We start from the raw sequence: 12,999 nt of genomic DNA, 5'->3' as shown, positions 1-12,999 counted from the left end.
TTGCGCGATGCATTCGTCCGCATCGCGCATGGCTCAGCTGCTCGATCGTTCAGCCGCTCAACCGTTCACGGGTTCGTCAGCGTGAAGGTCGGCTTCCGGTAGCCGATGCCCGCGCGGTCGAGCTTCGGCAATTCGCGCTGCGTGAGCAGCGTCGCGAAACCGGCCCAGTCGCGCTGCAGCGCGGCCGTGTCGACGTGATGCGTATCGCCGCGCTTGTAGCGCACGCCGGCCGCGTACGGCAGCTCCCAGTCGGCCCGGTGCCACGCGCGCTCGGCGAGCGCGAGCAGCCGCGGATAGGCCATGTATTCGAGGAAGGTGTCGTTGCGCATCACCTCGCCCCACGCCTGCCCCTGCATGCCTTCGAGACGCGGCGCGGGCCCCGTGCCGGTTACTTCGAACGCGTTGCCGTTACGGTCGCCCATCACTTCGGCGTTCTGCGGCAGGTTTTCCGGCGCGAGCGAGAACACCTTGTACTCGTCCGTCGCGTGCGAACCCCAGTAGTAGCCGCGCTCGCGCGGGTTGAGCGTGTACGGGAAGTCGAAGTACAGGTAGTCGGGCAGCGCCAGCACCGTCAGGTAGCCCTTGCCGCTCAGGTCGCGCGCGCTGTCCGACGCGCCCCAGAAGATCGTGTCCCACAGCGACACCATCACATGACGCGTGCTGAAGTCCTGCGGCCCGTTCGCATGCTTGATGCCGTCCTGCCACGCGGCCATCGTGTCGATCCCGTTTGCGTTGACCGCCGCGCTCACCTGTTGCGCGAAACGCGTCGGCAGTTCGTCGATCGACTTGATCTCGCCGCGCTGGAGCAGCGCCGTGCATGCGGGCGAACGCGCCCACGGCTTGTCCTGCGCGGCGAGATCGATGCGGCCCTTGTTCGGGTCGGTGCCGTTCAGCGGCTGGAAGCCCGCGCCGAGCAGGATGTTCTTCGCCTCGTCGCCGCCGTAGTGCCAGGTGTGCAGCGGCGCCTGCGCGTCCGCATGCATCGCCGCGATCTCGCGGATCACCTTCGATGCGAAATTGAGCGCGCCGGGCACGCACGGGTTCAGGTCGCTGCGGCGGTCGTAGAACTGCACCGTCAGCAGGTTCGACGTGTTCTGCGGATCGAGCAGCCGGTACGCGTTCGCTTCCTGCTCGCGGCCGGCCGCATGCAGCCGGCGGTAGCGCGCTTCCATCGTCACGACGGCCGCACGCGCGTGCGCGGGCATGTCGATCTCGGGGATGATCTCGACGAAATGCGCGGCCGCGTAACGCACGAGCGACACGTAGTCGTCGCGCGTCAGGTAACCGCCGCCCGAGCGGTTGTCCGGGCCGGAGCCGAGCTGCGGCAGCAGGCAGCGCGTCTCGCTCGGGTCGTGGCAGCGGCGCGAGCCGATCTCGGTCAGCTCGGGCAGGCCGGGAATCTCGATGCGCCAGCCTTCGTCGTCGGACAGATGCAGGTGCAGGCGGTTGAGCTTGTACGCGCTCATCTGGTCGATCAGGCGGCGCAGCGTCGCCGGGTGCTTGAAGTTGCGCGCGAGGTCGACGTGCATCCCGCGATGCGTGAAGCGCGGCGCGTCCTCGACGAGCATCGCCGGGATCGGGCCGCCGCCGGCCGGCGCGAGCGAGAAGAGCGTCTGCACGCCGTAGTAGAGGCCCGCGCGATCGTAGGCTTCGATGAACACGCCGCGCGGCCCGATCGCGAGCCGGTAGCCGCCCGGCGTCGCGATGTCGGCCGGCAGCCGGCGCGGCGCGACGGCGCCCCACACCGGCACGCGCACGCCGTCGAGCCCGAGGGTCGTCGCGCGCTCGCGCAACGCCGCGACCTGCGCGTCCGGCAGGTTGGGCAGCGCGAGTTCGACGCCGCGCAGGTCGAGCGTGCCGGGCAGCGGCTGCTCGCGCTTCACGCTCGGCAGCGCACGGGTCGCGTCGGGCCGTGCGGCCACGGGCGGCGCATTGCCGGTCGAGTTGTTCTGCGCGTCGGCCGGCAGCGATTCGACGTAGCGCAGCTCGTCGTCGGTGTCGTTGTAGCGGAGCACGGCGGGCGGCGCACCGTCGACGACGACATACGGGCGCGGAATCACGTCGCTGTAGCGCAGCAGCCAGTATTCGGCGACGAACGGCAGCTCGATGCGCTCGCCGGGCGCAAGCCGCACCGAGCCCGGCTGCGGCGTCAGTTCGTAAAGGTCGCCGGTGAGCCGCCGCAGCGCGAAGCCCGGACGGTCGATCCGGAGCAGGCGGCGGATGCTGTGCAGGTAGAGCTTCCAGCCGCCGTCGGCGATCGCCTGGTGGCCGCGGTTCTGCAGGATCAGGCGGCCCGTCGCGCAGGCCGCGCCGTCGGCGCCGAGATCGGCGCACGGCACGCCGGCTGCGGCCGCGTGGTTGTTGTCGACGGCGACGCGCAATGCGAGGCCGTTCGACAGCAGCGCCGCGAGATTGGCCGCTTGCGCGGTGGGCTGCGCGGTGCCCGCGGTCGCGCCAGATACGGTCGACGCCGGCTGGGCGGAGATCGCGGCCGGCGACAGCGCCGCGATCAACACGCCGGCAAAGAGGGATGGCAAGGTGCGCTTCATTCGAACTCCTGAGAAAAAAGGGGGGCGTAGCGGCGTCATGGGTTACGTCGCTGCGATCGGGCTTTCAATGGAGCTGCGGGAGATACCCGCGCACGGGGCGATGCGGCCGCACCGTGCGCATTCGGCACGCGGGGGCGTGCGTTACGGAACGGGAGGCGGGCAGGCGTGCCGATCGGATCGGCGGGGCGGCGTACGCGCGTTCATCGTCGGCGCGCGGCAACGGCCGCGGCGGCTGCGACGAGGCAGCCGCAGCCGCCGGAGTTCGTCCGGCCGCGCACGACGGCGACAACCGGCGCCGCCGAACGGCAACCGGCCGCCGCCCGGCGACACGGCGCGCAGGTGCGCGCCACACACGGGATTCGCATGTCTCTCCCACCCAGAAGGATTCGGCCTGTCAGCGGCCGTGTCCAAAGATCTTATGAAACCTTTTATTGGTATTCAAGTGGTATCAATCTGGAGCTAAATTGGCATCGGTGGGCGGGGCCTGTCCGGGGAGCCGGGACGAAAAAAAACCTCGCGTGTAGCGAGGTTCTTTCCGGGCAGCGGCGGTGCGATCCGCGCGCCGCGCGTCCTGCGTCAGTCGCGGCGCACGCGCGCGGGCGCTTCCTGCGTCTTCTGCCGCGCTTCGAGCCACATCGCATTGACGATGCCGAACGACAGCGCGACGCCGATACCGAGAATCCAGCTGAAATACCACATGATCCGACTCCTTGCGAAACGGTGGACGGGGGGCGCCAGCGCGCCCCGGCCCGGTTCAATACATCGAGTGCTTGTTTTCCTCGAGTGTCTGGCGCGTGACCTTGCCGCGCATCACGCGATACACCCAGCTCGTGTAGAGCAGCACGATCGGCAGGAACACGATCACCGCGAACAGCATCACCTGCAGCGTCTTGTGGCTCGACGTCGAATCCCACACGGTCAGGCTGCTGCGCGGGTCGAGCGACGACGGCATGATGAACGGGAACATCGAGAAGCCCGCGGTCAGGATCACGCCGACGATCATCAGGCCCGTGCAGAAGAACGCCGTCTTCTCCTGCTTCGAGCCGGCGAGCAGCAACGCGAGCAGGCCGCCCGCGATCCCGACGACGGGCGCTGCGATCATCCACGGAAACTCGCCGTAGTTCGCGAGCCACAGGCCCGAGCCGGCGGCGACGTCCTTGAGCAGCGGGTTCGCGACCGTATCGGTCGGCGCGGCGTTCGTGATGTGGAAGCCGCCGATGGTCGACGCGATCAGCACGCCGGCCAGCACGAACAGCACGACCGCGAGGAACGACGCCACGCGCAGCGCGATCGATGCGCGGCGCGCGATCACGCCGTCGGTCTTCATCTTGATGAACGCGGCGCCGTGCGCGACGAGCATCGTGAGGCTGACGAGCCCGCACAGCAGCGCGAACGGGTTCAGCAGTGCCCAGAAGCTGCCGTAGTAGGTCACGCGCAGGTCGCTGTCGAACTTGAACGGCACGCCCTGCAGCAGGTTGCCGAACGCGACGCCGAACACGAGCGCAGGCACGAAGCCGCCGGCGAACAGGCCCCAGTCCCAGCCGGCACGCCAGCGCGGGTCCGGCCGCTTGCTGCGGTAGTCGAAGCCAACCGGCCGGAAGAACAGCGCGAACAGCACGAGCAGCATCGCGAAGTAGAAGCCGGAGAACGACGCGGCATAGACGAGCGGCCAGGCGGCGAACATCGCGCCGCCGGCCGTGATCAGCCACACCTGGTTGCCTTCCCACGTCGCGCCGACCGTGTTGACGATGATGCGGCGCTCCTCGTCGGTCTTGCCGAGGAACGGCAGCAGCGCGGTCGCGCCCATGTCGAAGCCGTCGGTGACGGCGAAGCCGATCAGCAGCACGCCGACGAGCAGCCACCAGATCAGCTTGAGAGTTGCATAGTCCATAGCGATTCCTTGTTCGGTTTCGGGTGCGTGCTCAGGCCGACGCGCGCTCGCTGGCGGCCGCCAGCTCGTGGTGGTAGCGGCCGGTATGCAGCGACGACGGGCCGAGGCGCGCGTACTTGAACATCAGCTTGATCTCGATGACGAACAGCACGGTGTAGAACAGGACGAAGCCCGCGAGACTGAGGTACAGGTCGGTCGGCGTCAGGCTCGACGCGGACAGGTGCGTCGGCAGCACGCCCGCGATCGTCCACGGCTGGCGGCCGAGCTCGGCGACGATCCAGCCGAATTCGATCGCGATCCACGGCAGCGGGATCGCCCACACTGCATAGCGCAGGAACCAGCGGCGGTTGTCCTGCAGCAGTTCGCGGCGCGCGCAGAACCAGAACGCGGCGATGAACGTCGCGACGAACAGGAAGCCGAGGAACACCATGATCCGGAACGAGAAGAACACGGGCGCGACCGGCGGGATCGTCTTCTTCGCGGCGGCCTGGATCTGCTCGGGCGTCGCGTCGGTCACGTTTGGCGTGAACTGCTTGAGCATCAGCCCGTAGCCGAGATACTGCTTGTGCTGGTCGAACAGTTCGCGCGTCGCGGCGCTCGTGTCGCCCTGCTTGAGCTTCTGCAGCGCGCCGTACGCGATCATCCCGCTCTGGATGTGCTCCTCGCTGTGCTTCGCGAGATCGCGCAGGCCGATCACCGGTTCGTCGATCGAGCGCGTCGCGATCAGGCCGAGCGCATACGGGATCTTGATCGCGTAGTCGGTGCGCTGTTCCTCCTGGTTCGGAATGCCGATCAGCGTGAACGACGCGGGTGCCGGCTGCGTTTCCCATTCGGATTCGATTGCGGCGAGCTTCATCTTCTGCACTTCGCCGGTCGTATAGCCCGATTCGTCGCCGAGCACGATCACGCAGAGCGTCGCCGCGAGGCCGAAGCCGGCCGCAACCGCGAACGAGCGCAGCGCGAAGTCGATGTCGCGCTTCTTCAGCAGGTACCACGACGACACGCCGAGCACGAACATCGCGGCCGACACGTAGCCGGCCGACACCGTGTGCACGAATTTCACCTGCGCGACCGGGTTGAACAGCACGTCGAACAGGTTCGTCATCTCCATGCGCATCGTCTGGTAGTTGAACTCGGCGCCGACCGGGTTGTTCATCCAGCCGTTCGCGACGAGGATCCACAGCGCGGACAGGTTCGAGCCCAGCGCGACGAGGAACGTGACGATCAGATGCTTGACCTTCGACAGGCGGTTCCAGCCGAAGAAGAACAGGCCGACGAACGTCGATTCGAGGAAGAACGCCATCAGGCCTTCGACCGCGAGCGGCACGCCGAAGATGTCGCCGACGTAGTGCGAGTAGTACGACCAGTTCGTGCCGAACTGGAATTCGAGCGTGATGCCGGTCGTCACGCCCATCGCGAAGTTGATCCCGAACAGCTTGCCCCAGAACTGGGTCATGTCCTTGTAGACCTGTTTGCCGGTCATCACGTAGACGGCTTCCATGATGACGAGCAGCCAGGACAGGCCGAGCGTCAGCGGCACGAACAGGAAGTGGTAGAGCGCCGTGATGCCGAACTGCAGACGTGACAGATCGACGACTTCACTACTTATCATGGTGGTCTCCCTCGGTAGATGCAGGCGCCGGTACCGAGAGCAGTTTCTCGGCGACGGCGGCAGGCGGAAGCGACATGTGCTCGGCCTGCGGATGATTGAAGAATGCGTATTTGAGCGACATCAGGAGGATCAGCTTGACGATCAGCACCAGGGTGATGTCGCGGGCGAGGGTCGGCCCGCGAGCCCACGCGGCGATGCGCGCTCGCCAGCCGATCGTGCCGGCTGGCCGCGGGGGAGAGGGCGGCGCAGGCTCTTTATTGATCGAGATCAAGGCGATTATCCTGAATCGATTTAGGTCGGATTGGGGGCGACTTTACGTCGGATTTATGACGGCCGTGAAGCTGTTTTAATCCTTTTGCGCCTGACATGCCAATTTTAAAAGGACGGCTTTCCGATGCCGAGTGCTGCGCTGCGGCAGACCGTCGCGAACCGCGGGCCAAAATTTGAGGCAGATCAAGGTTATGCGGAAGGGGGCCGAAAACCGCTTATTACCTGATGAATCAGGTCAATTAATCGGAGAAGAAACGAGCGGAGAAGCGGGCGAAAAGCAGCGGAAAAAGCGGACGAAAAAAAACCGCTGCCGGTTAGGCAGCGGTTTTCGATGAAGCGCTCTGAATCGCCGGGATTTAAGCGTATTCGGCGAGGGCGGTGCGCATCTTTTTCATTGCGCTCGCTTCGATCTGGCGGATGCGTTCCGCGGACACGCCGAACTCGGCGGCGAGATCGTGCAGCGTCGAGCCGCCCGAGCCGTCGTCGTCGACGTGCAGCCAGCGCGCCTCGATGATGCGGCGGCTGCGCGCGTCGAGCGCGTCGAGTGCCTGTGCGATGCCGTCCGTCTGCAGCGTGTCGCGCTGACGCGCGGCGAGCACGGCGGTCGGCTCGTTGTGCGAGTCGGCCAGGTAGGCGATCGGCGCGTACGACTCCTCGCCGTCTTCCACCTGCCCTTCGAGCGCGATGTCGCCGCCCGACAGGCGCGTTTCCATCTCGGTCACGTCTTCGCGCTTGACGTTGAGCTCCTGTGCGAGGCCGTCGATTTCCTCGGGCGTCATCGCCTGCATGCTCTTCTTGTGGCTGCGCAGGTTGAAGAACAGCTTGCGCTGCGCCTTCGTCGTCGCGACCTTCACCATGCGCCAGTTGCGCAGGATGTACTCGTGGATCTCGGCCTTGATCCAGTGGATCGCGTACGACACGAGACGCACGTTCTGGGCCGGATCGAAGCGCTTCACGGCCTTCATCAGGCCGATGTTGCCTTCCTGGATCAGGTCGCCGTGCGGCAGGCCGTAACCGAGATAGTTGCGCGCGATCGACACGACGAGGCGCAGGTGCGACAGCACGAGGCGGCGCGCAGAATCCAGGTTGTTGTCTTCGCGGAACTCGGTTGCGTACTGGCGTTCCTCTTCGGCCGTCAGCAGCGGAATGCGATTGACGGCCTGGATATACGAATCGATGTTGCCAAGCTGGCCTGGCAACATCGATTGAGCTGCGAGCGCCAGCGAGCCTGCCGATTCGGCCTTGGCCGGCGTCGGGCTCAGGATGTTCGGAAGGGTCAGGGCGTTGCTCACTAAAAACTCCTTTGGAATCAGGGACAAACCCCGGGTCTCGGATGAGAGACCGGGGCCAATCTTAGCACTCCCGCAAACCGAGTGCTAATTCCTTAGAGCGGGCGTGGGCATCCGAGTTCCCGATTTTTCTATCGAGATAGTCGAGTCGATAGTCTAATCTGCGACCAAGGCGGCGAATCGAAGTTCCGTAAACCGTTGTTTCTGATAGGAATCAGTAGACGATTTCGATTTTTGTCGTTTTGGAAGGAAGCCATTTCGCTTCATGATGCCGATCGGAAAAGTCCTTTACCATACCATTCAGTTCGCTCGGGCCAGGCCGTCGCGGCAGGCTCCATTCAACCCAAAAAGTTGGAGTGTCAGATGAACAATAAGAAGAATCGCCGGCCCCGCAGCCGGCTTGCGCTGCATGCGATGCTGGCGGCGTCACTTCTGGGCGGATCGGGTGCGGCGTTCGCGGACCGATGGGGGATCCAGGCGGGCGGCGGGTTTTCGGATCGTCACGGGATCGACAAGGCCGATCTCGGCGTGGTGTGGGATCCGGGCTGGAACTGGTGGGAAATCGGCGGCTGGCACTTCGCGTTCGTGATGGAAGGCCACGTCGGCTACTGGCACACGGGCGGCAACGTCCACGGCAGCCTCGGCGAGATCGGCGCGACGCCGATGTTCCGCTTCATCAAGAGTGCGGGCCAGGTGCGCCCGTTCGTCGAGGCCGGCGCCGGCATCCGGCTCCTGACTTCCCCGACGATCTCCCACAATCTTTCGCTGGGGACGTCGTTCCAGTTCGTGGACGTCGTCGGCGTCGGCGCACAGTTCGGAGAACGGCAACAGTATCAGGTCGGTTACCGTTTTCAACATGTGTCTAACGCGGGTATCAAAGAGCCGAATCCTGGTATAAATTTCCACCAGTTCTACGTGCAGTACAACTTCTGATCCGCATGCCCGCGCACGGCGTGCGCGTTGCCGAGGAGTCAGGCGATGGCGAAGGTGGTCGATGCGATCCGCGCGCTCGAGCGCGATCGGTTCCGGGCGATGGTGGACGGGGACGGCGAGGCGCTCGACGCGCTGCTGTCGGACAAGGTGTTCTTCGTGCACACCAACGGCAAACGTGAAACCAAGCAGCAGTTCATCGACGCCATCGTCGCCGGCCGCCGCCGCTATCGTCAGATCGAAATCCAGTCGCAGGACGTGCTGCCCGTCGGCGGCGAAACCTGCGTCGTCACCGGGCGCGCGTTGATCGAGATGGAAACGAACAACGGCGGCCTGGTCTTCCCGATAGCCTATACGTCCGTCCACACCGAGGAGCAGGGCCGCTGGTGCCTGCTCGCGTGGCAGGCGACGCGGTGCGCAACCGACACATGAGCGCGCGTGGCGCTCCTTTTCATGTCCCCATCGAAGCGGCCTTCTGGGCCGCTTTTTGCTGGCCCGTGCGGCGCGGATCGCGCGGTGCACGGGCGGTCACGCACCGCTCGCTGACTGTCGAACGCTGAGCGTCAGGCCGCTGCGCGGCGATCCGTGCAATGCCATGCCGAACGGTTGATTGCACTGACGATTGCATCGAGCGCGGCGTTTGCCGCATCGGCGTGCAGGCCGACGCCGTGCCGCAGCGGCGCATCGCCGACCCGGCAGCCGACCGATACCGCGATCCGGCCGTCCGTCGTGCGCGCGGGTTCACACGACGCGATATCGATCGCGGCGCCCGCGGCCGTCGCGAATGCCGCGGCCAAACGTCGCACGGTGTCTTCGGGCGTCGCGTCGGCTGCCGGCGCTGCCGCGATCTCACGGTTCTGCCAGCGTGCGCTGTCGCCATGCCGCGCGGCCGGGCCGTCGGTCTCGAAGAATTCGCGGGCGAACAGCGCGCAGATCGCGTCGCCTGTCACTTCCTCGCCGGATGCGTCGGCGAGCGTCTGCACCGCGTGGCTGAATTCGATCTGCACGCGGCGCGTCGGCGTGAAGCCCATTCCACGTTCGAGCAGGAACGTCGCGCCGCCCTTGCCGGACTGGCTGTTCACGCGGATCACCGCGTCGTAACTGCGGCCGAGGTCGGCCGGGTCGATCGGCAGGTACGGCACTTCCCACACTGCGTCGGGGCGCTGCTGTGCGAAGCCCTTGCGGATCGCGTCTTGGTGCGAGCCCGAGAACGCGGTGAACACGAGGTCGCCCGCGTACGGATGGCGCGGATGCACGGGAATCTGGTTGCAGCGTTCGACGATGCGGCGCACCGCGTCGATGTCGGAGAAATCGAGGCCCGGGTCGATGCCCTGCGTATAGAGGTTCAGTGCGAGCGTGACGAGATCGACGTTGCCGGTGCGCTCGCCGTTGCCGAACAGGCAGCCCTCGATGCGGTCGGCGCCCGCGAGCAGCGCGAGCTCGGCCGCCGCGACCGCGGTGCCGCGATCGTTGTGCGGATGCACGGACAGCACGATGCTGTCGCGATACGCGAGGTTGCGGTCCATCCATTCGATCTGGTCGGCGAACACGTTCGGGCTCGCGGCTTCGACGGTGGCCGGCAGGTTGACGATCATCTTGTGGTCGCGGGTCGGCCGCCAGGTTTGCGCGACCGCATCGCAGATCTCGCGTGCGAACGTCAGCTCGGTCATGCTGAAGGTTTCCGGCGAGTACTGGAAGGTCCAGTGCGTGTCGGGGCGCGCGGCGGCGTGCTCCTTGATGATGCGCGTGCCGTCGACCGCGAGCGCCTTCACGTCGTGCTTCGACATCCCGAACACGATGCGGCGGAACGACGGGCAGACCGCGTTGTACAGGTGCACGATCGCGCGCGGCACGCCTTCGAGCGCGTCGAACGTGCGGGCGATCAGGTCTTCGCGCGACTGCACGAGCACCTCGATCGTCACGTCGTCGGGAATCCGCTGGTCGTCGATCAGCTTGCGGACGAAATCGAAGTCGGTTTGCGACGCCGACGGAAAACCGACTTCGATCTCCTTGAAACCGATCGCGACCAGCATCTCGAAGAACTCGAGCTTCTGTTCGATGCTCATCGGCTCGATCAGCGACTGGTTGCCGTCGCGCAGGTCGGTGCTCATCCAGACGGGCGCGCGCTCGATGGTGCGGGTCGGCCAGCGGCGGCCATTGATGCGGACGGGCTCGAACGGACGGTACTTGTCTTGCGGATTGCGCTTCATCTTCTGGACCTCGGGTCTCAAGTCGCGAGCGAAGACGGGCGGCATGGGCGACGGTTGGCGCTGCCTAGCACCGCCGCGCGCGATCGCGCTGCGGATGCGGATGATCTTCGCGAATCGACCGACGGATAGACGGACGAATGCTGACGACTTCGGGTTGTAAAAACTGCGAGAGGGGTACTGCGAGGAACTGCTGGGAGGGACCGTGCGGACAACACACGGCGCTACGACAGCCTTAGGCTAGTCGTAGCGATAGCGGCCGCGCTAGGCGGCCGGAGGTAATTCGGAGGGTGTTCGGAAAGGAACGCATGACGACAACTCTATGCCAGGATGCGTGCGCGTGTCAAATGGTCGGGGCGGGGGGGCGGGTCGTCGCCGCGCCGTCAGCGCGCGATGCGGGCGATCTGCACGATCGTCGCGACCTGCCGCGCAACCGTGTCGGGCACCGGCACTTCGCCGCGCAACACGGCGTCCGTCCATGCGGCCGTCGCCGCCGCATCGCGCGATTCGGGCAGCGTGACGGGCGGCGCGTCGCTCGACGAACGTTCGGCCTCGATCAGCGTGTCGCACACGCCGTCGTGCAGCCAGTCGACCTGCACCTGGCGCCGCGTATCGGCGACGGCTTCGCCTTCGGTGCCGCGCGCGAGCAGCGCGCCGCCGAGCGCGGCGTCCGGATGGTCGCGAAACAGTTGAGCGAGGCTGTCGCGGTACGGCGGGTGCGTGTAGTTGACGAGCCGCAAGCCGGCCGGCGCGAACGGCTGCAGGATCTTCACGAGCGTGTGCGTCGAGTTGCGCACGCCGAGCACGCGGCGCATCGACAGCAGGTGCGCGATGCGCGGCGCCAGCGCTTCGATCGGCGCGAACGCGACGCGGCGCTCGGCGAGCATGTCCTCGATCGCATCGTGCGACGTCGACGGCGCGAGCGACAGCGCGGAGAAGATCTCGGCGCTCGTCACGCGGCCCGGGTCGCGCTCGACACCGTGCACGAGCACCGGCACGCCTTCGCGCGCGAGCAGCAGCGCGAGCAGCGGCACGAGATTCGGTTGCTTGCGCGCGCCGTTGTAGCTCGGGATCGACACGGGGCGGAACGCGGCGTCCTGCACGTGCACCGGCTCGAACGACGCCTGCGCGGCGGCGAGCATCGCGGCCAGTTCGTCGGCGGTTTCGCCCTTCAGCCGATAGGCGATCAGGATCGCGCCGAGCTCGACGTCCGACACGCGCGCGTCGAGCATCGCGCGATAGAGCTCGAACGTGTCCTCGGCGGACAGCGCGCGCGCGCCGTGCGGGCCGCGGCCGATTTCCTTGATGAAGCGGGCGCAAGGGAACGGAACGGCGGCGGGATCGTGGGAAGCGGTCATCGGGGCGTGGGGCGGGCGGCCGGCATCGGGCCGCGCGGTGAGCGGTGAGGAATGCCCCGAGTATCGCACGGGCGCGGCCGGCGCAAGCGCGGCCGCGCATCGCGTCGCGCTACACTCCGATTACCGGCGGTGGGCGCGCCGGCTGCGCCGCGTCTGTGCCGTTGCCGGCCGAATACGACTACGAGAGACATCCCATGAAGCTCTACAGCTATTTCCGCAGTTCCGCGTCGTACCGCGTGCGGATCGCCCTGAACCTGAAGCAGTTGCCGTTCGACTATGTCCCCGTGCACATGCTGCGCAACGGCGGCGAGCAACTGAAGGACGAGTACCGCGCGCTGAATCCGGATGCGGTCGTGCCGACGCTGACCGACGGCGACGCGACGCTGCAGCAGTCGCTCGCGATCATCGAATATCTCGAAGAAACCCATCCCGAGCCCGCGTTGCTGCCGAAGCAGCCGGTCGATCGCGCGTATGTGCGCGCGATCGCGCTGCAGATCGCCTGCGAAATCCATCCGCTCAACAACCTGCGCGTGCTGAAGTACCTGAAGCACATGCTGCAGGTGCCCGAAGAGGCGAAGAACGCGTGGTACCGGCACTGGATCGAGGCGGGCTTCGAAACGCTCGAGACGCGCCTCGCGAACGATCCGCGCACCGGCAAGCTGTGCTTCGGCGATATGCCGACGCTGGCCGACGTATGTCTCGTGCCGCAGGTGTTCAACGCGAACCGCTTCTCGGTCGACACGACGCGCTATCCGACGATCCAGCGGATCGTCGACCATGCGTCGACGCTCGACGCGTTCAAGGCCGCCGAGCCCGGCGCGCAGCCCGACGCCGAATGAGTTCAGCGCGCCCCGGGCGTGCATGAAAAAGGGCGCCCGAAGGCGCCCCGTGCG

Annotated in this window: 11 protein-coding genes; 3 read left to right on the top strand and 8 right to left on the bottom strand. The window is 66.5% G+C overall.

The annotated features are described in order from the left end of the window. Positions 1–65 precede the first annotated feature (65 nt). The 6 genes from ABD05_RS04140 to rpoH all read right to left on the bottom strand — a co-directional run bounded on the left by ABD05_RS04140 (position 66) and on the right by rpoH (position 7,614). Positions 66–2,549 (bottom strand): family 20 glycosylhydrolase, encoded by a 2,484-nt coding sequence (locus tag ABD05_RS04140; RefSeq protein ID WP_047899070.1) that lies wholly within the window; start codon positions 2,547–2,549, stop codon positions 66–68. A 576-nt stretch (positions 2,550–3,125) separates the two neighbouring features. Further along, positions 3,126–3,248, bottom strand: a complete 123-nt coding sequence (cydX, locus tag ABD05_RS35405; RefSeq protein ID WP_034179083.1) for a cytochrome bd-I oxidase subunit CydX — start codon at positions 3,246–3,248, stop codon at positions 3,126–3,128. A gap of 55 nt (positions 3,249–3,303) precedes the next feature. Further along, positions 3,304–4,440 (bottom strand): cytochrome d ubiquinol oxidase subunit II, encoded by a 1,137-nt coding sequence (cydB, locus tag ABD05_RS04130; RefSeq protein WP_047899069.1) that lies wholly within the window; start codon positions 4,438–4,440, stop codon positions 3,304–3,306. 31 nt (positions 4,441–4,471) lie between these two features. Continuing rightward, positions 4,472–6,052 (bottom strand): cytochrome ubiquinol oxidase subunit I, encoded by a 1,581-nt coding sequence (locus ABD05_RS04125; protein WP_047899068.1) that lies wholly within the window; start codon positions 6,050–6,052, stop codon positions 4,472–4,474. Continuing rightward, complete coding sequence (gene cydP / locus ABD05_RS35650; RefSeq protein ID WP_065500952.1) at positions 6,042–6,323, bottom strand: cytochrome oxidase putative small subunit CydP; 282 nt, start codon at positions 6,321–6,323, stop codon at positions 6,042–6,044. The genes ABD05_RS04125 and cydP overlap by 11 nt, the downstream gene beginning before the upstream one ends. Before the next feature lie 355 nt (positions 6,324–6,678). Then, positions 6,679–7,614, bottom strand: coding sequence for an RNA polymerase sigma factor RpoH (gene rpoH / locus ABD05_RS04115; protein ID WP_047899066.1), 936 nt, complete (start codon positions 7,612–7,614; stop codon positions 6,679–6,681). Positions 7,615–7,974: 360 nt separating this feature from the next. Here rpoH and ABD05_RS04110 point away from each other — a divergent pair, with 360 nt between their 5' ends. Both ABD05_RS04110 and ABD05_RS04105 read left to right on the top strand, forming a co-directional pair. After that, positions 7,975–8,544: an acyloxyacyl hydrolase gene (locus ABD05_RS04110; protein ID WP_047899065.1), complete on the top strand. Its 570-nt coding sequence runs from the start codon at positions 7,975–7,977 to the stop codon at positions 8,542–8,544. 45 nt (positions 8,545–8,589) lie between these two features. After that, positions 8,590–8,973: a nuclear transport factor 2 family protein gene (locus ABD05_RS04105; RefSeq protein WP_047899064.1), complete on the top strand. Its 384-nt coding sequence runs from the start codon at positions 8,590–8,592 to the stop codon at positions 8,971–8,973. A gap of 131 nt (positions 8,974–9,104) precedes the next feature. On the opposite strand, the gene leuA is transcribed toward ABD05_RS04105, so the two are convergent. Both leuA and ybiB read right to left on the bottom strand, forming a co-directional pair. Beyond that, positions 9,105–10,751 carry a 2-isopropylmalate synthase gene (gene leuA / locus ABD05_RS04100; RefSeq protein ID WP_047899063.1) on the bottom strand — a complete coding sequence of 549 codons (1,647 nt, stop codon included), beginning with the start codon at positions 10,749–10,751 and terminating at the stop codon, positions 9,105–9,107. 380 nt (positions 10,752–11,131) lie between these two features. Next, complete coding sequence (ybiB, locus tag ABD05_RS04095; protein ID WP_047899062.1) at positions 11,132–12,106, bottom strand: DNA-binding protein YbiB; 975 nt, start codon at positions 12,104–12,106, stop codon at positions 11,132–11,134. Positions 12,107–12,300: 194 nt separating this feature from the next. Here ybiB and maiA point away from each other — a divergent pair, with 194 nt between their 5' ends. After that, complete coding sequence (gene maiA / locus ABD05_RS04090; RefSeq protein WP_047899061.1) at positions 12,301–12,945, top strand: maleylacetoacetate isomerase; 645 nt, start codon at positions 12,301–12,303, stop codon at positions 12,943–12,945. Positions 12,946–12,999: the final 54 nt, after the last annotated feature.

It is taken from the genome of Burkholderia pyrrocinia (assembly GCF_001028665.1).
Lineage (GTDB): Bacteria > Pseudomonadota > Gammaproteobacteria > Burkholderiales > Burkholderiaceae > Burkholderia > Burkholderia pyrrocinia.
This window is presented reverse-complemented; position numbering and strand designations above follow the sequence as displayed.